The organism is Serratia sp. PL7, from assembly GCF_945957435.1.
The window spans coordinates 1-23294 of the sequence record NZ_CAMFLB010000002.1 but is presented as its reverse complement, the minus strand read 5'-3'; the positions used below and the strand labels follow the sequence as shown (position 1 = coordinate 23294).

Annotated in this window: 17 protein-coding genes and 1 pseudogene; 7 read left to right on the top strand and 11 right to left on the bottom strand. The window is 52.2% G+C overall.

Translation table 11 applies throughout. The features are described from left to right. Positions 1-355: 355 nt before the first annotated feature. From N6G83_RS14430 to N6G83_RS14420, 3 genes are all read right to left on the bottom strand, one after another. On the bottom strand, positions 356-2083 hold the full coding sequence (locus N6G83_RS14430; RefSeq protein ID WP_024530135.1) for an ABC-F family ATP-binding cassette domain-containing protein: 1728 nt from the start codon (positions 2081-2083) through the stop codon (positions 356-358). Between the two features lie 382 nt (positions 2084-2465). After that, positions 2466-2696 (bottom strand): helix-turn-helix domain-containing protein, encoded by a 231-nt coding sequence (locus tag N6G83_RS14425; RefSeq protein ID WP_024530134.1) that lies wholly within the window; start codon positions 2694-2696, stop codon positions 2466-2468. 12 nt (positions 2697-2708) lie between these two features. Further along, positions 2709-3269: a DUF2975 domain-containing protein gene (locus N6G83_RS14420; protein WP_024530133.1), complete on the bottom strand. Its 561-nt coding sequence runs from the start codon at positions 3267-3269 to the stop codon at positions 2709-2711. Between the two features lie 348 nt (positions 3270-3617). Here N6G83_RS14420 and N6G83_RS14415 point away from each other — a divergent pair, with 348 nt between their 5' ends. Genes N6G83_RS14415 through kch form a run of 3 tightly spaced genes read left to right on the top strand, consistent with a single transcriptional unit; the run spans position 3618 to position 7928 of the window. Then, entirely contained in the window at positions 3618-6044 is a 2427-nt protein-coding gene (locus tag N6G83_RS14415) for a DUF3772 domain-containing protein (RefSeq protein WP_260523937.1), read from the top strand. A 13-nt stretch (positions 6045-6057) separates the two neighbouring features. Further along, a complete protein-coding gene (locus N6G83_RS14410; protein ID WP_211136808.1) occupies positions 6058-6720 on the top strand; it encodes a class I SAM-dependent methyltransferase in 663 nt (220 codons plus the stop codon). A gap of 23 nt (positions 6721-6743) precedes the next feature. Next, positions 6744-7928, top strand: a complete 1185-nt coding sequence (gene kch, locus N6G83_RS14405; RefSeq protein WP_074031184.1) for a voltage-gated potassium channel protein — start codon at positions 6744-6746, stop codon at positions 7926-7928. 43 nt (positions 7929-7971) lie between these two features. On the opposite strand, the gene N6G83_RS14400 is transcribed toward kch, so the two are convergent. The 7 genes from N6G83_RS14400 to N6G83_RS14370 form a co-directional block, all read right to left on the bottom strand. After that, positions 7972-9618 (bottom strand): UbiD family decarboxylase, encoded by a 1647-nt coding sequence (locus tag N6G83_RS14400; protein WP_211136809.1) that lies wholly within the window; start codon positions 9616-9618, stop codon positions 7972-7974. Next, entirely contained in the window at positions 9615-11189 is a 1575-nt protein-coding gene (locus N6G83_RS14395; RefSeq protein WP_024530128.1) for a GMC oxidoreductase, read from the bottom strand. The genes N6G83_RS14400 and N6G83_RS14395 overlap by 4 nt, the downstream gene beginning before the upstream one ends. A gap of 66 nt (positions 11190-11255) precedes the next feature. Next, the gene (locus tag N6G83_RS14390) at positions 11256-12134 is read right to left on the bottom strand and encodes a hypothetical protein (protein WP_211136810.1); all 879 of its coding nucleotides are present in this window, start codon (positions 12132-12134) and stop codon (positions 11256-11258) included. Positions 12135-12145: 11 nt separating this feature from the next. Further along, positions 12146-13786, bottom strand: coding sequence for a ferritin-like domain-containing protein (locus tag N6G83_RS14385; RefSeq protein WP_211136811.1), 1641 nt, complete (start codon positions 13784-13786; stop codon positions 12146-12148). Between the two features lies 1 nt (position 13787). Further along, positions 13788-15572, bottom strand: a complete 1785-nt coding sequence (locus N6G83_RS14380; protein ID WP_211136812.1) for a GMC family oxidoreductase — start codon at positions 15570-15572, stop codon at positions 13788-13790. Beyond that, on the bottom strand, positions 15559-17394 hold the full coding sequence (locus N6G83_RS14375; RefSeq protein ID WP_211136813.1) for a GMC family oxidoreductase: 1836 nt from the start codon (positions 17392-17394) through the stop codon (positions 15559-15561). Before N6G83_RS14375 ends, N6G83_RS14380 begins: the two co-directional genes overlap by 14 nt. Then, entirely contained in the window at positions 17391-17849 is a 459-nt protein-coding gene (locus N6G83_RS14370) for a sugar dehydrogenase complex small subunit (RefSeq protein WP_024530123.1), read from the bottom strand. Before N6G83_RS14370 ends, N6G83_RS14375 begins: the two co-directional genes overlap by 4 nt. An 824-nt stretch (positions 17850-18673) precedes the next feature. On the opposite strand from N6G83_RS14370, the gene N6G83_RS14365 reads away from it, so the two are divergent. The 3 genes from N6G83_RS14365 to N6G83_RS14355 all read left to right on the top strand — a co-directional run bounded on the left by N6G83_RS14365 (position 18674) and on the right by N6G83_RS14355 (position 22026). Then, entirely contained in the window at positions 18674-19096 is a 423-nt protein-coding gene (locus N6G83_RS14365) for a DoxX family protein (protein WP_024530122.1), read from the top strand. A gap of 357 nt (positions 19097-19453) precedes the next feature. After that, positions 19454-21364: a PAAR domain-containing protein gene (locus tag N6G83_RS14360; RefSeq protein WP_260523936.1), complete on the top strand. Its 1911-nt coding sequence runs from the start codon at positions 19454-19456 to the stop codon at positions 21362-21364. Beyond that, positions 21361-22026, top strand: a complete 666-nt coding sequence (locus N6G83_RS14355; protein WP_173409320.1) for a DUF2931 family protein — start codon at positions 21361-21363, stop codon at positions 22024-22026. The genes N6G83_RS14360 and N6G83_RS14355 overlap by 4 nt, the downstream gene beginning before the upstream one ends. Before the next feature lie 192 nt (positions 22027-22218). Here the strand turns inward: N6G83_RS14355 and N6G83_RS14350 are convergent. Continuing rightward, positions 22219-22701 (bottom strand): annotated as a pseudogene (locus N6G83_RS14350) (DUF1062 domain-containing protein); the annotation flags it as partial. A gap of 357 nt (positions 22702-23058) precedes the next feature. Here N6G83_RS14350 and N6G83_RS14345 point away from each other — a divergent pair. After that, positions 23059-23193 (top strand): hypothetical protein, encoded by a 135-nt coding sequence (locus tag N6G83_RS14345; RefSeq protein WP_260523935.1) that lies wholly within the window; start codon positions 23059-23061, stop codon positions 23191-23193. Positions 23194-23294: the final 101 nt, after the last annotated feature.

Below are 23294 nucleotides of genomic sequence, written 5' to 3'. Positions count from 1 at the left end.
GGGGAATACTGACACTGATTAATAACCTACATGGATTCATCGATAAGAAATAATTTCCTATCGTGCTTAATGCAATAAATAACGCGCCAACAACAAAATCAAGAATAATCTCAATATATGGATGTGAGTTTATTCTTGGGTAACAGCGAGTTTTCTGGGTTTTTTCCTAAATAAAAGCCAGCAAGTGGACTTCCGAAGATTTATCTGGGCTTTGCCATCAAGAGATGGGTGATGATTAGCCCCATCGTGATTTGTTAACATTCCATGAGCGTTGATAAAGGGCTAACGGATGGGCGCAGCCAGACAGATGACCAAACTCAATTCAGTTCATATGCTGGTTGCGCCCATAGTTGGGTTAAATCAACCCAAGTTTGCCACTAATTTCCATGATCTCGCGCCGCCATTGCTGCTGCAACTGCGGCTTTTGATGCTTGGGTTTACGTGTTAAATCCTCCTCAAGTTTGTGCTCCAAAGCAACCAACGTTGCCAGCAGGTGTTCTTCATTGCTCGATATCGCAGGTGCAACGAGCACCTCACGTTCAGGGGATGCCACCAGCTCAGAATGGCCGCCACCACTCAAGATGGTGTAGACGGGTAAAAGGTCGTGCCATTCGGTCAGTTGACGATCGTCTATCAACCAGTAGCGATTACAGCTTTGCTCCATCAGCGTCCGATCGTGGGTGACCAGCAGCACGGCTCCTGCAAATTGTTGCAACGTTGCGGCCAGTTCTTCCTTACCCTCCATATCCAGATGGTTGGTCGGTTCGTCGAGCAGCAACAGTGAGTAGTTGGCCAGGCTAAGCGCAACAAACAATAACCGCGAACGCTCGCCACCGCTCAGCGTAGACACTTTCTGTTGGTGGCGCAGGTAAGGGAAACCGGCACCGATCAGCGCCATTTTCCGTTGGTCTTCGGTCAGAGGCGCGAAGTGGCTCAGAGCATCGCTTAACGAGTCCTCATCGTTGAGCTGTTGCAGGCTCTGGTCGTAATAACCAATACGCACGCGAGGGTGAAAAACCACCCCCTGGCAGCTTGCTTGTTGGTATTGCTGCCAAAGGAAGTGCAGCAATGAAGACTTACCACAACCGTTACGGCCTACTAACGCGATGCGATCGCCACTTTTTACCTGAAGATGTTCCAGACTGAACAGCACCGGCGCGGTAGGAGCAGGGCGAATGGCTAAATGCTCCAACGCCAACAGTCGATCGGCAGGCAGCGCTTCACCACTGAGCCTGAGCCGCCACTGGTTGCCTGTGCTCAAGGCGGTTTGTTGGTCCTTTAACCGAACCACCTGTTTTTCCATCTGCTTGGCTTTACGTGAGAGATCTTCGTTGTCATACACCTGGCCCCAGACTGCCAGGCGTTTGGCACTTTTCTCTACGCGGTCAATTTCCTTTTGTTCAGCCTGATGGCGGTGTTCATCAGCCAAGTCCTGCTCTTGGAGGGCGAGGCGCGCCTGCGAACAGGGTAAACGGAAATACTGCAGAGTTTTGTCACGCAGGATCCAGGTACAGTTGGTTACGCTGTCCAGTAACCGGCCGTCGTGGGAAACCAGCACGAAGCTACCGTTCCAGCCATTGAGGAATTGCTCCAGCCACAGTAGCGTCGGCAGATCCAAATGGTTACTGGGTTCATCCAGCAGCAGCAAATCTGGCTGGCGGATCAGCGCCCGAGCTAACAACAACCGGGTATGCTGGCCACCGCTCAGGGTTCCCGCTGTCAGATCCCACGCCGCTCGGTCGAATCCCAGTTCGGCGAGTAACACTTCACCTTGCCAACGTTCAGGCTGGTGTTGGTCATCAGCCAGGCCCGTGAGCACGGCTTCCAACAAGCTGCAGTGATACAAGGTTTCGGGCAGGTGTTGTTCCACCCGAGCCATCAGGCATTGGTGTGATGAGGTGACAGTACCCGTGCTGGCAGGGAGATCGCCGCTGAGAATTTTAAGAAGGGTGCTTTTGCCACAGCCGTTATGGCCGATTAAACCAATGCGGTCGCCCTTTTTCAGGCTAAAGGAAACCTCAGCCAGCAGCGGGCCGAAAGCGGTATCAATACCAACAGATTGTGCAGAAAGTAATGTCGTCATGGTGCTTACTCAAGGTTACAGGCATGCAAATGCCTATCGTCAAAAAATTGCCGACGATAACCCGGTAAGCCGGAGGGAAGAACTTTGATGTGAGTAAACTTCGCTCAAGCTTAGGTTATCGGAGCACGATACCGGTAATGCTTGAGCAGCGACGATCACCAAGGTGAGGTGAGAATTTGAACCATTCACACGACAGCATAGGGGACCTCCTTTTCATAGTTTTTGGTTGATAGGTGAATGGATTATAAAGGGGATTTACGGTTTCTGCTACTGGCCTGGCAGTGGAAGGCGTAACAGGAAGGTACCCCTTCAAATCTAAACGGGCTCACCATGCAGGTGGTGCTACATGCTGCACCCGTTTAGAGAGTCAATGAGCGGCCGATCACTCATCTTCTGCGTAGATATCTGGGTCCTGAATATGTTCCAGCACGTCTCCAGGTTGGCAATCAAGATAGCGGCAGATAGCATCCAGCGTAGCAAAACGTATTCCTTTCACCTTGCCTTGCTTTAACAGCGAAAGGTTTTGTTCGGTGATGCCGGCTGCGGCGGCCAGGTCTTTGGATTTGACTTTGCGTGTGGCTAACAACACGTCTAGCCGGACGATGATCGACATAATGGGCTAACCTCACACGAACTGTTGATTTTCACAATGCAACTTGCTGGCCTGTTTCAGGATTTGTGCAATGACGGTAATACAGGCCGCAAGAAACAGGGCAACAATATTCCCTGTATCGATACCTAATGTCACCATTCGTTGGCCAACAGGCTCATGCATGGTTATCCAATAACTGAGAACAGGCTGGCACAACAACTCTAAAATCGTCCAAATGGCGACGTATTGACCCATTCTTCCCAAATGATGCGCCGCTATGCCAGAAAAGTAGGCGCGTTGACCATAGGTTTGGAACAACTTGCGTAAATGATACAACCCAAGCGCAAGTGCCAGTAGCGGCACGCTCGACAAGATAATGCCACCGGCAATTTGCCACCATGGGAAGTGCGTCAAATCAGCACCCAGGGCGCTGATTAAATCGTTTGAGATGGAGACATGAAATCCGTAGCCATCGTTGGCGGCGAGGCTTGGGAATAACCAATAGGAAGCATTAAACAGCAACATGGCGAGTAACAAGCACAACGTGATGGTGGCCATACGTTGGCTGAAGCGGGTCAGGCGATCCAATGTCATAAAAACCTCAAGTCGTTGAGTGGAAGTCGCAGTGACCTTACCTCTTTAATTATCGTAAAACAATAATAAATTATCGAAATGCGATCAGTTAATGGTTGTTTTGTTCACAAAACAACCCTGTTGAGGCTTCTCTTTGAGCGGTAAACGGTCATGGACAGAGCGCCGTGGGGGGGTAAATAGGGGTAAGTGAGGCGTTAGCTAAAATTTCTACTAACCTTCTAGGATTAATGCGCTTTTTCACTGAATAGGTTGTTATTATACTCACCGCTTATTGTTGATCAGGCGCAGTGATATTCATCGTTTCGCCTGTTGCGTTTATCGCCAACCCCATGCTGAGCATTCACCTTTATGATCAAGTCATTACAGATTTTCCTGTTCACCTTTTTGTTGTTCGGCTTACCGCTGGCCCCGTTAGCCAATGCAGCACAGCAGGGTGCTGCTGCGGTTGAACTCAGCCCGCAGGAAATAGCGGCTTCATTGAAAAGTTATCAAAAACAGCTGGATACGATTAAACAACAGGTCTCAAAGGCGAGCTCTGATGGCCAGTTGAACAAGCTGTTTGAAGCCACGCAGGTCTTAGCCACGGACGCAGAAAAACTGACCACCGATCTGCAACCCATGCAGGTGAAGTTACAGGCACAGTTAGACGTGCTTGGCCCGCAGCCCGAACCTGGGGTAATGACCGAAACTGCCAGTGTGGTGCAACAACGCAATACGCTCAATAATGCCAAAAAACAGTTGGACGATGCCGTAAAACGCTCACAAGCCATCAGAACGGGGGCGCTCGACTTGGGTCAACAAATTACCGATCTGCGCCGTGTGGCCTTCAAATCCCAGTTGGCGTTGAATACCGGCAGTATTCTTAGTTCGCAATTCTGGTTGCCAGAGTCATCTTCACAGGTTGAGGATTTAGCTCGTCTTAATGACTTTAAGCAGCAACTGGAGCAAACCCTGGATGCCAGTTGGCAGGAGGAATGGCGCTACGGGACGATAGCGTTACTGATCCTGGCTGCGGCTTGCTGGTCTTTAGGGCGCTATTTCGTGGAGCAGTTTTTTGCCTGGGTGTGTATCCGCTATTTACCCGATGGCCGCTTGCGCCGCAGTTTTATGGCATTAATGACGGTGCTGATCACGTTGTTTGCCACCACGCTGGCGCTAAATCTGCTTATTTCTGCGTTTGATCGTGTTCAGCCGCTGACGCCTCAGGTCCAGGATTTTGCCGATGGATTTATGCAGTTGGGGATTTTCTGCGCGCTGATCGCGGGATTAGGCAGGGCGTACCTTTCGCTGAGCCGTCCATCATGGCGTCTGGCGCAGATGGATGATGCCATTGCGAGCGGCATGCGTTTCCTGTCGCCGTTATTGGCCGGATTGGCTATGGCTTTTGGCACCGTGGAACTGGTGAATAACGTGATTGGTGCCAGTCTTGGCAGCACGGTGCTAGGTAATGGCTTGGCTACCGCACTGATGGCATTAATCTTGTTCGCAATACCGGTTCGGGCACGCCGTATCCGCTATAAGCTAGAGCAGCAGGGGATGCATCTGGAAAAACGCTCGGTGATTGCCGGGATAATCCATATCGTTATTGTGGTATCGGCAACCGTGATCCTGCTATCGCTGTTGATCGGCTATGTGGCTTTCGCTCGCTTCTTGACCTATCAGTTGATTTGGGTGGCACTGGTACTGATGGCGTTTTATTTCCTGGTGATCTTTGCTACCGATTTCTGTACGGTCATTTTTTCCCCTCAAACTGCCAGCGGGCGGGCGCTGAAAAAATCGCTCCACTTTAAAGATCGCCATCTTGAGCAACTGACCGTCATCTTCACGGCGTTGTGCAAATGTTCTTTGATATTGTTGATGATTGTTGCCCTGATTAATGGCTCCTTTGGCACCACCACGCCAAACTCCTTGCTGCAAAAGATTGTTGCCATCCTGAGCGGTGAAGGTCTGAAGCGGCTAAATATCGTTCCAAGCAACCTGCTCAATGCGGTGGTTTGCCTGGCGATCGGTATCTATGTGCTGCGGGTCACGCAACGTTGGTTAAGCCATGAGCTGCTGCCAAAAACCATCAGTGATATCGGTATCCGCGCCTCGCTTGTTACCTTGTTCAGCAACGTCGGCTATGTGCTGCTGATCTTGATCACGCTGGCGACGTTGGGGATCCAGTGGAATAACCTGGCCTGGATCGTGAGTGCGTTATCGGTGGGTATCGGTTTTGGCCTGCAGGAAATCGTGAAGAACTTTATCTCTGGCCTGATCCTGTTGACGGAGCGACCGGTTAAAGTTGGGGATATGATCGGTATCGGCGGGGTTGAAGGGGATGTACGGCGAATCAATGTACGCGCCACCGAGATCCAACTGAGCGATCGCTCGACCATGATTGTGCCTAACTCTCAGCTAATCTCGCAGAACGTGCGTAACGCCACTATGGGGAATGCCCAAGGGGTGGTTACCGTCGCGCTGACTTTCCCCACTGATATCGACCCAGAGCAGGTACGCAACGTGTTGCTGAGTGCCTACCATGAACACGATTCCATTCTGGAAACGCCAGCCCCTTACGTTCGCTTCAGCCAGCTTGGCCCAGACGGGATTATCCTCAGCGTGACCGGTTATGTTGCCAGTCCACGCATGGTCGGCGCCACCAAGAGCGATCTGCTGTTCAATATCTTGAAGCTCCTGCGTGCCCAGAACGTTAACCTTTCCAGCCCGAAAGAGGTGGTTTTCATGAAACAACGAGCTAAAAACCTGGTTGATGAAGAAGAACATTCATCTTGATGAGGTAACACCGATGAGTCACTCAATGGCCGATAATATCATCGGAATTTATCAACGGCATGCCGAGGCGTTTGAGCTGAAGCGGTCAACAACGCTGTTTGAGCAACCCTGGTTGGAGCGGTTTCAGAGCCTGTTACCCGACAACGGGCGGATCCTGGATATTGGCTGCGGCAACGGCACGCCGATCGCCGACTATTTTATCCGCCAGGGCTTTCAGGTGACGGGGGTGGATAGTTCGCCACCGATGATCGATCGTTGCCTGCAACGCTTCCCGGAACAGCATTGGGCAGTGGCCGATATGAGAACCTTAGCGTTAGCGGAGAAATTTGACGGGCTAATAGCCTGGGACAGTTTTTTCCATCTGACGCGTGAAGATCAGCGCCAGATGTTTAACATTTTCCGGCAACATGCCAATAGCCAGGCCGCATTGATGTTCACTAGCGGTCCCAGTAATGGCGAAGCAATAGGGACATTTGAAGGAGAAGCCCTTTATCATTCCAGCCTGGCACCGGAGGAATACAGGCAATTATTGCAAGAGCAGGGATTCCAGGTGGTCAGTATGGTGGCCGAAGATCCCGACTGTGGCGGGCATACTGTTTGGTTGGCGCAACTTGGCGAGTCATCCCTGCATCACTTTCTGCCACAGTCCGCTATAGATAGACCATCAGCCAAGTGACGGTGTTGAAAAATATGATCATAATGAAAGTCATGAGAAAGATAGAAAAATACGTACCGCCAACGTTTATCCTGGCGTTGATGGTTGCACATATTGGGTACTTGGTGCTCAGCCCGATCCTGTGGCACGGGTTGCAACATTCTCATGATTTTGCGGAGAATTTCAGTTCCTGGCAACAGGCTCTGGGCTTTCTCGACACGATGGATATTCCCCGCTTTATGATTGGCATTGTGCTGCTCTTTATGGCGGGGATGTTACTGTTAAAAACGCGTATTGCCTGGTTTTTCTCGTTACTGTTGCTCAGTTGCATCGTTATCGTAGATATCGTTATCTATAGGCAAATCACGGTGTTGGCAGGGTATTCACTTGTCACCCTATTAGGGATGCTCATCTACTGGCGCCGTTTTGACCAACGTAAGCTGGCGAGTACCAGTTTCTTTGCTGTTACCAGCATAGCCTCATTGATTGTCTACAGTATGTTAGGAACGCTGTACATTGGCGATCAATTCACCCCCGCGGTCACTGATCTGCCTACGGCGTTTTATTTTGCCGTGGTCTGCATGTCTACTGTCGGTTTTGGCGATATCATTCCGGATACCACTACTGCGCGGATGTTCACACTCACGGTGATTATCTTTGGCATTACGGTTTTTGCCGCCTCTCTGGCATCGGTTGCTGGCGTGCTAATCAGCCAAAATCTTCAACGTATTATCAAAGGGCGGTTCTCTCACATGGTTCGCAAAAATCATTATATTATTGTTGGTACCTCTTCATTGGCACTCAATGTCTATCAGGGGCTGATTGAAAGCGGCGGTAACGTGACTATTGTTTGCGAGCCAGGCAATAAGCAACATTACCCTGACCATGCGGATGTGGTTGAAGGCGATCCTTCCGCCGTTGCGACGCTGGCATTAGCCGGGGCTGAAAAGGCGAAATACATTGTTGCCTTGACCGAAAGCGATGCGGTTAACGCTTTCATCATTTTGGCGGCCAAAGAGGTGGGTGGGGCAGACACCAAAACCATCACGTTGGTCAACGAAAGCCAGAATATGAACAAGATCAAACGTGTCAAACCCGATGCCGTACTCTCACTGCAGCTGTTGGGCAGTGAATTGCTGGTACGATCGCTCAACGGTGAGGTGGTTAATCACGATCTCAATATTGATGCATTTTTCAGCAACGGTGAGAGTGATAACAAGGGCAAGTAACCGGGTTGTTCCCGCACCACCTAAGCGGTGCGGGGACGGTTTTTTAGCGTTCAAATCCCCACTCAGACCATTTGCTTTTGATTTTCTCCTGCAACGGCAGCGGATAATTGGTAGCAAAACTCAATACCTGCTCCAACGGTTGGTTGACCTGCTGTTGGATCTGCAAGCAACTGTACGCCACCAGGCCGCCGCGCCCGCGCAGTTTGGTGGCCACATCCAGGTAAATCTGTAACCCGGTACCGTCGGAGTCGTACTGCGGATAGTGAAACACGCCTTGCACCGGGTTATTGCGCGTCGCTAATGCCCAAGTCACTTTGTTGCTGTCATCAGGGGGAATATCTTCTCCCACGATGATCAGCTTGGCGGTGGTTTTACCAATATGGTTGGTCCAGAACACTTCGGCAATCTTGTCGATAAAGGCTTTGACCGTCATGCCGGTGATTTTATGCCAGTCGTCACGTACCCGGATCACCAGCCAATGGGAAGAGGCCTCCAACGGGCTGAAACAGTCGATGATCGGCAGACCGGACTTTTCAAAATACACTCTGGCGGTGGCAGATAAACAGAAGCAGCCAAGCATTAACGTAGAGTCGATCGGAACACCCGGAATGCAGATCGGCAAGATAGCCTCATCGCGGAAGGTGACGCAGGTGATTTTAGCCAAGGGTTTCAGGCTGGACTGGTTGGAAAGGTAGCCTGGGAACTCGCCAAACGGGCCTTCAGCCACGGATTTATCCGCGCTGACATAGCCTTCGATGATGATTTCACATTCGGCTGGTACCAACACATCGCAGGTTTCCGCTTTCACCATCTCAATGCCGTGGCCAAGGAATGCCGAAGCATAGTTGTATTCATCATGCCAGGCTGGCGGTGCGGCAGACAGCAACATGGTAACCGCCGGAGGCACTCCCAGCGCGATCACGAACGGGCAGTCTTTTCCCTGAGCCGTCCACATATTGTAGATCATGCCGTTATGCTGGAAAGGCAGCCACAGGCCGACAATATTGTTCTTCGAATAATGCGGGCCATTACCGTGTGGTACGCCGACCGAACTGGCGTGAGGCGGTTTTGGCGTTGGGTTATTCTGCGGCCGTGAACCGGCGATCATCGCCCGGCTGAATGACCAATTGGTCCAGGCGTCCTTATCTACCGTGTAGGCGTCTTCCGGTACAGGCTCACCCGGTGGAGTTCGCACCATGATGGCTCCGGCTGTCTGGAAATAGCGGCCGCCGTCGCCGTCGTGCAGGATAGGAGCCGGGATTTTGGTCATATCAACCTGATCGCCCACCCATTTGTTTTGTTTACATGGGGCCGTGGCCGGGTCAACCATCACTGGCGGATGCGGCTCCTGACCGATGGCATCCAGAAAGGCATCCTGGATCTCCAGCAACTGAGCATCGTCCGGTAAACCTAGCATCAGCGCCAGACGCTGCCAGCGCTTGCCCGGTACGCGGCTGACCGTCGGGCCCATTTCTGCCGCCCGAAAACCGGGGGCGCCCTTCACCTTGCTAAACAGCGGCATTGGGCTTTCCGTTTCGCAGGCGTGGCGCAGAATGGCGCCGATCTCCAGATACCAATCCACCTCATCGGGGATCGCCACCACTTCCCCCTTGCTGGCCAACAGTTCCAGATAGGCGCGGTACGATTTGGGGACTTTCTGCACATCAATTTTCAGTTTACGTCGCTTCATTGATTTTGATCCTGATGTGGGCCACTGAGTTCATCGGCCAGAGCGAATGACTGGGCTACGCCGGTCAGCGTTGGGTTCCATGAGCCAGGGCGGGGGAACAGCATGCTGCCCAGGCCATAAACGTTCGGGTAACGGTGCATCTGACCGTTGAGGGCGGTGACCGAGGTTGCAGGATCGTCGCCCATCCACAGGGTGCCCGCCTCGTGCACTAACCCCTGATTGCGGATATTGTCCGGCGGCGATTTTTCCCAGGTAAAGCTGCCGTCAGGGTTATTGTGCTGGTACTCAAGTGGGGCATCTCCAGCTAGGGCGTACATCACGTCATAGGTGGTTTTATCCATCGCATCCCAGAATTGACGGTCGGTTTCCTTCATCTGGATATACACTTCGGCCTCACCTAGCGGGTTGGTCGTGACGTAATTCCACGAGTTTACCGAGCGTTCCCCGAGGAACTCCCCCATGGAATGCAGCATGATCACCACGTAGTCAGGATCCTGATAGGTGGCAACGGCTTCTGGAGAAGAAGCATCTGGCAGGATGCGGTACAACACGTCGTAGCTTTCCGCCGGTTGCGGGTTATGGACCACGCTGATGTGGGTGTGCATCAGGCGGTTGGTGGTTTTATCGATGCCGGGCAGGTAATAGGCTACGGTTTGCAACTGGTTGGTTAATACCGGCAGGCTGCTGGCGGGGATACGGGCTGCCAACCAGGAACGGATATGACCGCACAGATTTTTCCCCACCAGTTTATCGTCAGGGAAAGACTTGGTGAGGATAAACCCGGCTTCCAGCGTGTTGCAGGCCAAAATCACCTTGGCATTGCCGACGCTTAGTGAGCCATCTTTAGTGATGATTTCTGTGACAACGTCACCTTCTGCAATCAGTTTCTCCACTTCGGCATTGACCACCACCTTGAGTGAGGCGTAAGCCTGCACATCATTCACCAGTACCGAAATGGGCGAGAACTTGGCCCAATCCTCTGGTGCCACTCCCTGGCCAGTTGCCATGGCTGAGTCCAACGCGCTCGGGCTTGGCTGCGGCTTGGCTCCACTGATATTGGCCAACTGCGAGAACAGGCGCTCACCCATAAAGCGATTCAGTGACTGGTTGCGATTGCCGGGGATCTCCAGGGAGTAGCGCCGCCCCATAAATTCGCCGGTGGGATACCACTGATTATCCAGGCGCTCGATCGCCTGCGGTGGCCAGTCCGGCATTTCGCTGCTATCGGGTTGCGGTGTCCAGGCGTTCCAAAACAGCGCGCGACCGCCCACATAAGGGATCTGCGGCATAAAGTTAAGGCTGAGTTTCATATCGGCAGAGCCATGGTAGGTCCATGGCCGGATACCCACGCTGGTATTGAGTTTGATGTAGGCCGGTGGAATGTTCTGAATATGGTCGGGGATCAGATAGTCACCTTTCTCCAGCACCAGAATTCGGGCATGGGGATTATGTTGCAGCACCCGGTGGGTAAAGCTGGTGCCATAGGCACCGCCACCAATCACGATATAGTCAAAAGACTGCCCCTTGATCTGGGCAAAGCGGGAAAAGTAGATAGTGTCGACTTCACTCATAGTTGGCTCCCGGAACGTGGCATGCGAAAAATCATCCCCGCCCCGAACCGGCGGCGGGGCAAACGGCTATGGGTAATAGGCGCGGCTTTGAATGGCCGCCGGGGCTGAGTTGAGGGTTTGCACTGCCACAGGGGCGCAACCGCCGATCAACTGCTCCAGATCCTTACGCATGGGGTGGCTGCTGGTACCCAGCACCAGTTTTACCGCTTCAGCGTGGCCACCGTTGAGAAAATAGGTATCCATCGCCTGCAGGATGTTCCAGCGGCAACCGATCAGTTTGTTATCGTGAACGCCGTATTCGGTAATTGGCGAGATGTTGCCCGGGATCGCCTTGATGCCCAAGGTGTTGACGATGCAGGTGAATATCGCGGTGTTGGCATCCTTTGGATCGTCCACCCGGAAGCCCCAGGTTTCTACCCACTCGGGTTGATAGACCGCAGAGTTGGTCCGCACCGGATTTTGTGAGGCCAAATTGACCTTGAAAGTGGTCTGGAATTTAGGCTCGCCAAACAGTTGCTCACCGGCGGCGATGGCGATAGGGGCATCGCAAGGCACCCAGACGCGATGATTACCGTACAGTTTGGTTTGATCGCCGTCTTGAATAAATTCCTCATAGCCAATCGGAGCCAACTGGTCTTTACGGTGCTCGGGATAGGCAACAATGTTGAGCTCCAGCTCCTGGGTGATCGCTGCACCGCTGCTGCCCCATTGCTCCGGCGGGGTATTGATGCCAGAGGCAAACTGCCCAGCGTACAATTGGAAGTTAAAGCTCACCATCGCCTTATCGCCAAACCGCGCCGCGCTAAGCCCGGTTCCCTGCCAATAAGGTTCCACGCGGCTCAGCGGCACCAGATAATACACGCCAACGTTGGTCAGTGAGGCGTAGTAGAACGGCATGGTGAACGGCGTCGGGATGCTGGGTAAATCATTTTGCTGATTAGACATGTGCGTGGTTCCTACTGTTGTTGGGATTGAGGTTTGGCCGAGTGTGGGCAAGCCGCCGGTACCGGATAAGGCGCGGCCTTCAGCGCCGAAAGAATATTCAGTGGGTTGAAGTACTGACGCATCAGGGTGATTTGATGTTGTTCATTGAATTGATAACGGATCGCCCAGTCGTAGCGATAGGGCACGCGGCCGCATTTGGTCGTGCCTTGTTCGCCCCCGTAGGACATTGCCTGATCGCCGCTGAAGAAGGATTTCTCGACGCCCGCGCTGCCAAAATTCACCGTTGCACCGAGCAGTGTCCAAAAACGGGTAAACCCTTCGTGGCCGTAGAACACCCCCAGATAGGGGCATTCGCTGGGGCCGGAGATATCCCAGATCACCTCGTCAGTCATGCAGGAGAGTGCCAACTGCAGGTTACCGGTGGAATAGGCTTGCTGCAGTTGATCCAGAGTGGCCTCATTGCTGGCACTGGCACTGGCACTGGCACTGGCACTGTCGGTTACGGTTGCTGCTGCGGTGGCCGGAGCAGCCATGAACACCTGTTTACCCAGCGGCTGGCGGTTAGCCACGCTGTACTCAAACGTGGGGGCGCAGTGGAATAATTCCTTGCCGGGGAAAGGGTTAGCGGTGATGGCCCGGAAATCATCCCGCAACGCGCACATCGCCACCACGGCGGCCATCAACTTGTCTGGGGCACCGGTAAATGCAGCCTGCAGGTCGCCGAGCAACTGACAGTAACGCTGGTTAAACCGGATGATGGCGTCACGAACCTCTCCGGGTGGATAATCATTGACCTTGGCGTTGCTGTCGATCAGCACGCTTTTCCCCCACGGCACCGGGAACGGCTCGCCGGTAGGGCCAGTGGCCACGTTATCGCCTTTTTGATACAGCCGTTCATTGTAGATCTGGCTAAAACGGAAATAGTGGGCCAACTCATCTTCATCCACGACCCAGATATCGTTTTCTGTGCCTTCACCCTGATCGGTAATCAGTTTCATGGCGGCTATCGCAGTCTTCAGATCGTTTACTTTCAGTACGTTGCCTCCGCCGCCGTAGTAGAAGACATCTGGCGGGATCTGGCGCTGAGGATCGCCGCAGAAAATCGCCTGTTCTCCATGGGTTTCAACCGCCGCCCGCAGCCGCGATTCAACGTAAAGATAAAACTCACCGATGGTCATATCGCTGGGGACTTCATTGGCGATGGCGCGAGGGCGGACATCTTTCGGATGCTCGATCACCATGCCCTGGAAGATGCCGTTTTTTGAGAAGCCGTACAGATTCACTTCAATATCATCAATATCGTAAGGCAGACGTGCGGGATAACTGGGCAAGAAGTCGGGCGAATCGACCGCAGGCGTACCGCCGATGGCGTTGAGCAGGTTGGCCGTCAGGGTGAAGTGCAGCATCTCTTCAACTACGATTGAACGCAGGCTTTCGATGATACGCCAGTCCACGTCGTCATCCAGGGTATAGAGCATCGTCAAATAAGGGGGAATGGTGGCATGTTCCAGCCGCATGGCGTTCTGCAGCAGATCGCGCAGTTCGTTCAGATCCTGCGTCAGGCTTTTTTCGTCGGCAAACTGCACATAGCCGAGTTGGGCAAACGAGGTTTCAGCAAGTTGGAAGGTCTTGGCTTTTGCGGTCATATTCATATCAATGTTTCCGTCCGAGTATGTGGTCGGCAGTGGCGAAGGTCAGGGCCGTCATAGTGAGCGTGGGGTTTGAGGTACCCAGCGTTGGCATGCTGCCGCAGCCAATAACGTAAAGGTTGGGGTGATCCCAGCTTTGCTGGTGCCGGTTGACTACCGAGTTTTCTGGCCGCGTTCCCATCCGGTGAGTGCCTGCCACATGGCCAACGCCTGCCCAGATGTAACCGTTACCTTGCCAGGTAAAATAGCCGGGGTTGTCCGACGGGTAGTGGGTGAAATCCTTGATACCCAGCTGGCTGAACAGGCTGCTGGCTACTTCGCGGCCAAACGCCATGCCACCCTGGCTGTAGTCATCCACGTTGTAGTGGATCACTGGCCGGTAATTGCCGAGCGGATCACGCCAGCGATCGTCGATGGTGACGCGATTGGCGGTATCCGGCAGCTGTTCGGTCATCATATCCAGGCGGATTTGCCGGGGCAGCACTTGCCCAAGCCGCTGGCGTAACGCCTTGCCATACAATCGCTCGTCATCCACCATATCCACCGTGCTGTCCACCGGCTCGTTGCGTGGCCAGCTCCAGCCCCAGTTGCCGATCTCCAGCACAAATGCGGCGCGTTCGCGGCGGAATTCGCCCCCCCGGTAGTTCACCAGCGTTGACGTCAAACCCGGCCCACGAAATGCGCCTATCGCTTCCGGCGCTAACCCCCAGGACAGGATGGCGGGGTGATCCATCAGATTGCGCCCCAGCTCACCGCTGGACTGACAGGCCTGTGATGCCTGTAATAACACGGCATTTTCGATGGCATTGGCGGCCAGAATAAACAGCTCGCTGTGTAAGGTGATCGGCTCAAAGTCGTGGCTGCTGTCGTTCTTCCACACCTTGCAGTCCAACGCACTGATATGACCCGTCTCTGGAGAGATATGCAGACGAGAGGCAACTGCCTGGGTCAACAGATCGGCATCCGTTTCCACCAGGGTTTTTAATGCGTTGTAACGAGCCTGGATCGGGCAGATAGGAATACAGCTGGAGTTGCCCATACATCGGCGACCCACTGCCGGATTATCCACTGCACCACGCGGGGTATAACCTGCATTGGGCACGCTGTTTCTGGCTTGCGGGATAGAACGGATCTGGGCTTTGTCTGCCGTACCGGGTAATTCGGCCTGTGACAATCCGGCGATCATCCAGCGATCCAGATAGCTCTGGGGGATTTTTTGCATCGGGTACTGATAGCCTGGTGCAAAATAGATGCCGTGGTATTGCTGATCCTGCACGTCGGCGGAAACCCCAATTTCCAGTTCAGCGCGTTGATAATACGGCAGCAATTCTTCATAGCTCAGCGGCCAGTCCACGCCACGGCCAAACAGCGTGGCCATGGCAAAATCCTCAGGCAACATCCGTGGACAACTGCCGAACCAGTGCAGCGAAGTACCACCCAGCCGGCGGGTATAGTTACTTTCAAAGGGATAGGGGCCCATCTGCACGAAATACCCTTTGTGCGAAGGTTTCCCCGGCGTGATGGGTTCAACGTCAGTCACTTCTGGCTGTGGTGCGTTGGGCGAGTTGGGATAGGGCGCGTTAGGCGTTTTTGCCACCGCCTGCATAAAGGTTTGCACATGATCCAGGTGCTGGCCAAAGCTGTCGTTACCCGTCCCGGCTTCGACGATCAGCACCCGGCGGCCAGCGCGGGTCAGCTGCTTGGCCATGATACAACCAGCAAATCCTGAACCTACGATCACCGCATCATAGGGTTGGGCGGTGGCTTGCTGCCAATCAATCTGCCGCATGATGCCCCCTGTTCAGATCCTGCAGGATGTTGTGCGCAGCCCAACAGGTGAGCGCCGACATGGTTAGCGTTGGGTTTGAGGTACCCATGTTGATCATGTTGCCGCAGCCTACCAGATAGAGGTTGGGGTGCTCCCAAGTGCGCTGGTCCTTATTCACCACGGAGCTTTCTGGTGAACCGCCCATGCAGTGGGTTCCGGCAAAATGCCCGGCACCGTTAAAGGTGAGGGTTCTGCCGTCTGGGCAGACGAAGGCTCCAGCATCCTCTTTTGAGTAGGACGAGTAGTTCTTGATATCGGCCTGGTCGAAGATTTTCATCGACATATCGTAAGCGCTGGCGAAACCGGCTCGGGTATAGGGCGATAAATCGTAGTGAATAACCGGGCGGTAGTTACCCATTATGTCTAGATAATTCGGATCGATGGTGACGCGGTTATCGTACTCCGGTAGCTGTTCCACCAAGATGCCGAAGCGGAATTGACGTGAAACCTGGTCTTTGAGCCTTTCACGTAACTCTTTACCGTGCAGTTGCTCCTCGTCTACCAGGGTGATCACATCCTTCGACGGTGCCTGAGCTGGCCACAGCCAACCGTCGTTGCCCATTTCGAATCGATACGGCGCATGGTGTTTACGGAAGCTGCCACCGCGGAGATCCTCGATGCCGGAGGTCGCTAATGGGCCACGTAGCGGCCACAATGGCGTTTTCTTGGTTAGGCCCCATGTCAGCAACTCCGGGTGATCCATCAGATGGCGGCCAACCAGATCGTTGCCTTTACAAGCACCGGAGGCCAGTAATAGCACTGCGTTGGCGACAGCGTGGGCGGCGAGCACATAGCGTTTGCCCCGCACCGTATGCAGGCTGTAGGAATCATCCCCCGGATAGCGATAGTGTTTTAACTGAACGCCGTTGATCGCCTTACTGTGTGGGTCGATATCCAATTGGAATGCCACGCTCTGCAACACGATATCGAGCTTTTCGTGGTTGGCGGTGTTCAGTGTTTTCAGTGCATTATATTTGGCCTGAATAGGGCAGATAGGCACGCAACTGGAGTTACCCATGCAGCGGAGGCCCACTTTGTCGTTACCCACGGCACCTTTTGGGGTATAGCCCCGGCCCTGATCGTAAGCACTATTGGGAACGCTATTGCGTGAGGCGGGCGTTCCGCGCACTTTCAGTGTGTAAGATTTGCCGTCATCTTCCACCTGCATGCCATCGATGCGGCTAGCCAGTTGCTTGTCACTCCAACTCGCGGGCAGGCCGTGCATTGGGTAGACATAATCAGGCGGGAAGGTGACACCAAGATAGGACTGTTCTTCCACATTGGCGGAAACCCCAAGCTCCAGCTCAGCCTTGCGATACCACGGCTCCAGTTCCTGGTAATCGATCGGCCAATCGATACCCACGCCATACAGCGACTTCAGGCGAAAATCCTCTGGTAGCATGCGCAGCGAGGTCCCGAGCCAGTGCAGGGTGGTGCCCCCCAGATAGCGGGTGTAGGTCGAACTGAATGGCAGCGGCCCTCGCTGGACAAAGTAACCTTGGTCGTTCGGCGTTTTGGTAACATCGGTTTCCAGCGGTTCGCGGGCGTTTGGGTTATCAGGGTAGGGAGCATTGGGGATTTTGATGGTGGCAGTATAAAAGGTGTTGAGGTAGTCCAGATAGCCTTGATAATCCGTCCCCACGCCGGTACCAGCCTCGACGATCAGGCAGCGTTTTCCTGCCTGCGTCAGGGTTTTGGCAACGATGGCACCGGAGATCCCACCGCCCACGATCACCACGTCGTACTCGTTCTTTTCTGCTTGTTCAGGGCTGATGATATTCATAATTTCACCACCGTGGAGGAGGTTACCGGTGGTTCAGACCAGGCACCAAAGCCTTGTTGTTTGGCACCTTGCGGGTGGGCATGGATCGCATCCCACACCAAGCCCTGTTGATAGCTGTTAGCACTGGGGATCTGGGTATCATTCGGGTTGTCTGGCGAATACCACTGGCCCAGGTACCACAGTTTGATAATGCTGGTCACCAACGTTGATAATTTTTCTGAACCCAACAGCCGGGTTTCTACAAATGACGAGTGCTGCGCAGCATCTGCCGGGAGTTCACCGTAGGTCGCCAACAATGTGGCAAAACGTTCTGCCGCGTGCGTTTGTACCCAGTCATAATAAAAGGCTGCCTGGCCAGTACCGAGTAACTCAAAACGGTCAAAACCGGTTAATAAACGAGAAAGATCGATAAATTGCTGTAGTGCTGCATCGGATGCAAGTTGTTCATCGCTCATAAGGTGCTGCCTGTATAGGGTTTTATTATGGCGGCCGTATTACCACCGCCGGGAATAATCAATAAAACAGGTTGCATTTATCGTTTTATTTATTGCTATGGATTAATAGGTGTATTAATCCCTGAGCCTCCAGTAACGTGGATGTTCATGATTTCTTGTTTTTTAGGCGCACTAAAAAGTACGCTATTGTAAAAACAATAACGGTAATTTAACTCATTATAACCTTTTGAATTGGAACGAATAGTGTGTACCACGCGTAGGTAAGACCACCGGTGGTGGCGAACAGTTACGTGAGGTTCACAACGTTTACTTCCCGGGCTAATTATATTAGCGGTGAATTGCTATGCTAAATAAAATGAAATACACATAGCGGGCCAACATTGCGCAGGCGAGTGGCATCTCATTAAAATAAAAGCTCATTCAGAATGTTACAGGTAAAGTACGTGGTTAAGTTTTTTATTTCACTTAATCCACCACATTCTTGAGAGTGTAATAAATATGGTATGAGAGGCCATATTCCGCAAGCTTAAGCATTAATAAAGTATTTAATGATATATAATTCCCATGAGTGCGAGATATTTTGCTGCCAAAGACACCATGCCAGCATAAAATACCAATTTTTAACATTCCCCCCCCTATAGATAGAAAGATAATTCTTTACAAGCTTACTATAACGCCGCGATCTAAGGAGGCATGCAGGTGGCGTTGGTTTTTATGAAAGCTAATTTAATGTGTTAGATCAAAGTTTACTGCGAATTTCGTTGTAAAAATACAACTTAGGATTAGATTGATTGCGATTATCATTAACTTTTAATGGGTGCAACATGGTGAATTGGTTTAATCGTGTCATGGATCGTCCGGATCTGGGCAAGCTGGTCCTGCGTTTGGCGTTCAGCATTATGATGATATTCCATGGGTGGCATAAACTGATCGGCGGCATCGATTATATCCAGGGATTGCTGACTCAGCATGGGCTGCCAGGATTTATCGGTTACGGCGTTTTCCTCGGCGAGTTAGTGGCTCCTCTGTTGATTATTTTGGGGATTTTTACCCGCCCGGCGGCGTTGGTGTTTTCATTTACCATGCTGGCGGCTTACCTGCTGATCGATCCCGGCAAGGCGCTGATGCTGACAAAGGTTGGGGCCTGGGGAGCAGAAGATATGGCGGTGTATTTCTTTGCCGGGCTGGCCATCGCCTTCCTTGGCAGTGGTCGCTATTCGGTAATGAAGGATCCGAACTGGCGTTGAGGTAGGGAAGTCGGTATCGATAGGGACACACACCGTGGCATTCCAGAGCTGAATGCCACTTCAATATTTCTCAACATTAATACTTGGCTTTTCAGCGCGAACACAATTCACCAACTGGTATAGCTCCAGTGAAAGCCCGATTGCTCTCTCTGTAAGAACCCGTGTGAGACAGGCCGATGAGACACATTGGCGCCGATTTCAGGATGTTGACGTTTAACATGCTGGTGTCCACTGGCTTCTTCAAATTGGTCAATTTTTGACAGTTTGTCGTAGAGAGTTTAGTCTGGTTCCGGATACAACCCTTAATAAAACATGGAGTAATGTCATGGAAGAGGCTGACAAAGAGGCTCGCAGGATATGAGCAGAGGAATGAACTACCAGGGAATATCGGTCATTTGCCAGGGCGATACCACCACCACAGGGGGGCGGGTATTGGAGGGCGTTCTGGGAAATCGTTACACGTGTGATGGTATTCCTGTCTCGCTGAAAGGGCATAAGGTTTCTTGTCCGGCTTGCGGGAAAGTGGGGGTTATTGCCGAAGGGGAAGTAAACTTAAGTTTTTATGGTGTACCAACGGCACTTGACGGCCATCGTGTGGCATGTGGTTGTCCGGCTGGTAGCCATCGTTTAGTTGCGAGCAGTCAACCGCTTTCGGTTGCCCCATCCATATCTCCGCGCTCACTGCTGATGAATAGCGGACAGGCAGCGGAGCCAGCGCAGTATGCTCAGAATGCAAAGAAACAGGCAGTAGAACCAGAGCAGCACGCGCAGGCGGCCAAAAAGGAAAGGCAGAAGCGGGAAATTACCCTGACCATCGGGGTATTCTTCGACGGCACCGGCAATAATGCGGATAATACCGCAGCCAGCCTTGATGCCTGCTCCGGAGAGCATTTTGGGATGAACAATGCCGATGCTCAGTCAGCTTATTTCCAGTGTGTCCAGCTAAAAAGCGGACACAGCGGCTTCGCGGCAGGAAGTCATCTCGGTTATTACACCAATGTGCACTGGCTTAATATTCTGTATAACCAAAAACTCACTGCCGATACGGGATACGGCCAGCGCGCAATTTATATCGAGGGGATTGGTACGGAAAGCGGGGAAGGCGACAGTACTTACGGGATGGGCACCGGCAGGGGTAACACTGGCGTAGTGAGAAAAACCGATAAGGCAGTTGCTATGCTGGTTGCTGCTATCAAAGGTTATCTGGATAACCTGCCTGACGCCAGTTCCTGCATCATCAAAGAATTGCAGTTTGATATTTTCGGGTTCAGCCGGGGAGCTGCTGCGGCACGGCATTTTGCCAACCGGGTATTCAGTCAGGATCAGCCTATTATCACTGCCATTAAGGCCGGTCTGGGAAGTATTGAGTTCTCAGGCACGCCCGGTGGTAAAACCCGTTTTCTGGGGATATTTGATACGGTGGCTGGCATCGGTACCCCGGTCAACGGGTTCAATCCGCACAGCGCCGATACGGGCGAGGTGAATATTGTGCTGCGTCCGGGTGTGGCCGAGAAGGTTTTTCATATCACCGCACAGCACGAATGCCGGTTTAACTTTGCGTTGAACAGCGTGAAGCCTGCGTGGCCGGAACTGGCTTTGCCAGGTGCGCACTCTGACATTGGTGGCGGTTACAACCCTGACGAGTACGAAGCCTATTTCATTACCCGTCCGCAGTTTGAAACCGTGCCCTTTTCCACACCTGATACGAACACGCGGGTTTATCAACAGGCCTGTGAGCAGCTCAGTGCGATGGATACCTGGCCAGCGATTGGCCCTTTATTGCAGGCATTGGAGATCAACATTGATACCTGGCACGACGAGCGGATGCCAGCCGATCGCTACGGCATGCCGCAAAAACGCAGCGGGGCGGCAGCGGTCATTGAGCGCCCGACGCGCAACGACTGGTCGAGGGTGGTGCTGCGGGTAATGATCGATGCGGCGCAGGATGCAGGCGTAGTATTCGATTCTATTCGTAATACGAATACAGAATTATGGCTTAGTCCAGAACTCAATAGCTTGTGTGAAAAAGCGATTGTGATGGGCCGAGCGGTACGGAATGGGGCGTCTGCTCCCGGATTTTCCACTCAGGAAATCGAAATACTGGCAGAAAAATATATTCACTGTTCAGCCAACTGGAACAGCGTGGTCAGGGACGGTGAGGGGATGATAGCTGGGGCAGTCAAACCGGCGAAGCTGGTGAACTTTACCAACCGTCCAGACGAGCGCTGGCAGCGGACAGTTTACGATATGGTGGGAAATAAAATATGAAAATAATCCTTTTGGCAGGGTTTCTTCCGGTACTGCTGCTGACGGCGTGCCACAGTCACAGTGCGGGCAAGCCCGAGGCTTCTGTCCAAAACGATGTGCCCACCGAGTGGAGATTTAATTTTTTCACGCCCAAGGCACTACCTGCACGGGTAACGTTTGTCGCCATCCTTGATGCTAACGGTACTGATTACCGGTTTAATACGCTGGACAGCACCCCGGACCTGGATAAAGTCATCGGTAATTGGAATGATACCGATCGAGCACCCGGAGGGCACTGGAATCACGTTAAACATCCCCCTAGGCATATTCTTTTTTGCTGGGACTCCGTGATTGATAAAAGAGTGTATGAAACTCGCCTGACCCTGTCTGACGCCGCTGTGGATAAAATGCGCAAACCCAGCGTGTATAAGGATTATCAGGGTAATATCCGGTATTACGACAATATACAAATTGGTCTTGCTCCGGAAGGTAAGATTGCAGTCTGGCTACGAGGTATCGGTAGTCAGCCCAATTATCGCGTGACGCCATCAGTCTTAAAGACCGTGTCCGGGGATAAATTAGAACTTTGCAAAGGGATAACCAAGAGTGATTTTTCTTATGGATATGACAAAGACATAATTGAATTTATTAAAGGGAAGGCGTATCCGTATGGTAATTGGTAGCAGACATTGTTCCTAACTCGTCTGGCGGGGCTTCTTCCGGTACTGCTGCTGATGGCGTGCCACGGTGCGGGCCAGCCCGAGGTTACTCTGCATTTATCTTATGTCACAGGTAATGGGAAGCTCACCTTGGGTCTTTCCTTCTTTTGAGCTATGCCATATTGGCGCAGTGACCTCAAGGTGAGCTTCTTGCTTTTAACGACGCGTCAGAACGATCCTGCGTTGGGCGTACAGCGTTTCCGCAGACAGCTGAAACTTATATTCCGCTGCCTTCAGCTTTCGCGATTTAAGCATTTTCATCGTGACGCCACTTATTTTCCCTGACTCAATCCGTCTCTTGATTTCTCCTGTGCTCAACATGAGTTGCTTTTGCAAAATCGATAGCAGGCTGACCTGAAAAGAAAGAGAAATCCTGACGCTAACCCTGATCCGATTGCGGGGAGATATGCCGACCGACCACCGCTCCTGAATGCGAAAATCAGGCCGCCCCGATAGCTCGGCGTTATTTCGTTTCAGCGTCTCTTTATCATAGGCAAAATGTTGAACCATAAAGATGTCGTTCGTTATCAACCGCTGATAAAGTTCAGGATTAATTTTGCTGACGGGCAGGCGTGAAAACAGGGAGATGTTCCAAGTGTAATCGCAGTGCGTGCACTTATAGATACTCCAGATATCAAGTCCGGACCCGTACTGAACGGACCATGGATGTTTATGTATGAAAAATATTTATGAGATATTTTTCAGTGGGTTAAAAAAAGATTTCCAACGCTACAATCCTGTCGATCATCAAAGGGATACGTCGAGGCTATCAAAGCGGCATTATCGGGTAAATGAGTTCAATCAATATTTTCAGATTTCATGTAGCGCGATCAATAAAGCAGGGGGCTTTGACCTGTTGATGAGGTAAAAAATGATCAACAGGTTGGTTTTAGGTATCTGTTTGGCCATAGTGTTAACGTGAAGATTGCGAAAACGAAATCCTGCCCGATCATCATATTGATAGTTCGGTGATGATACAAAGAACAAGGAAATTTCATGGCACGCGATCATGGACTGGAAGAAATCTTACGGGAAGATCTTGAAGCTCTATCTGGCTTGTCCGAAAATCAAATGAAGAACAAGCTTTGTCGGTTGCATCAGCGGATTGCTTTGGATGAGATTTTGTACTGAACAGCCAGGTAAGAGCTTGAGGTTAGCTGGCCAAGGTGAGTTCTTGATATGGCCAGTGAAGACCAGTGACAGTACCAGATAGCCAGATTCCACGTACCGTT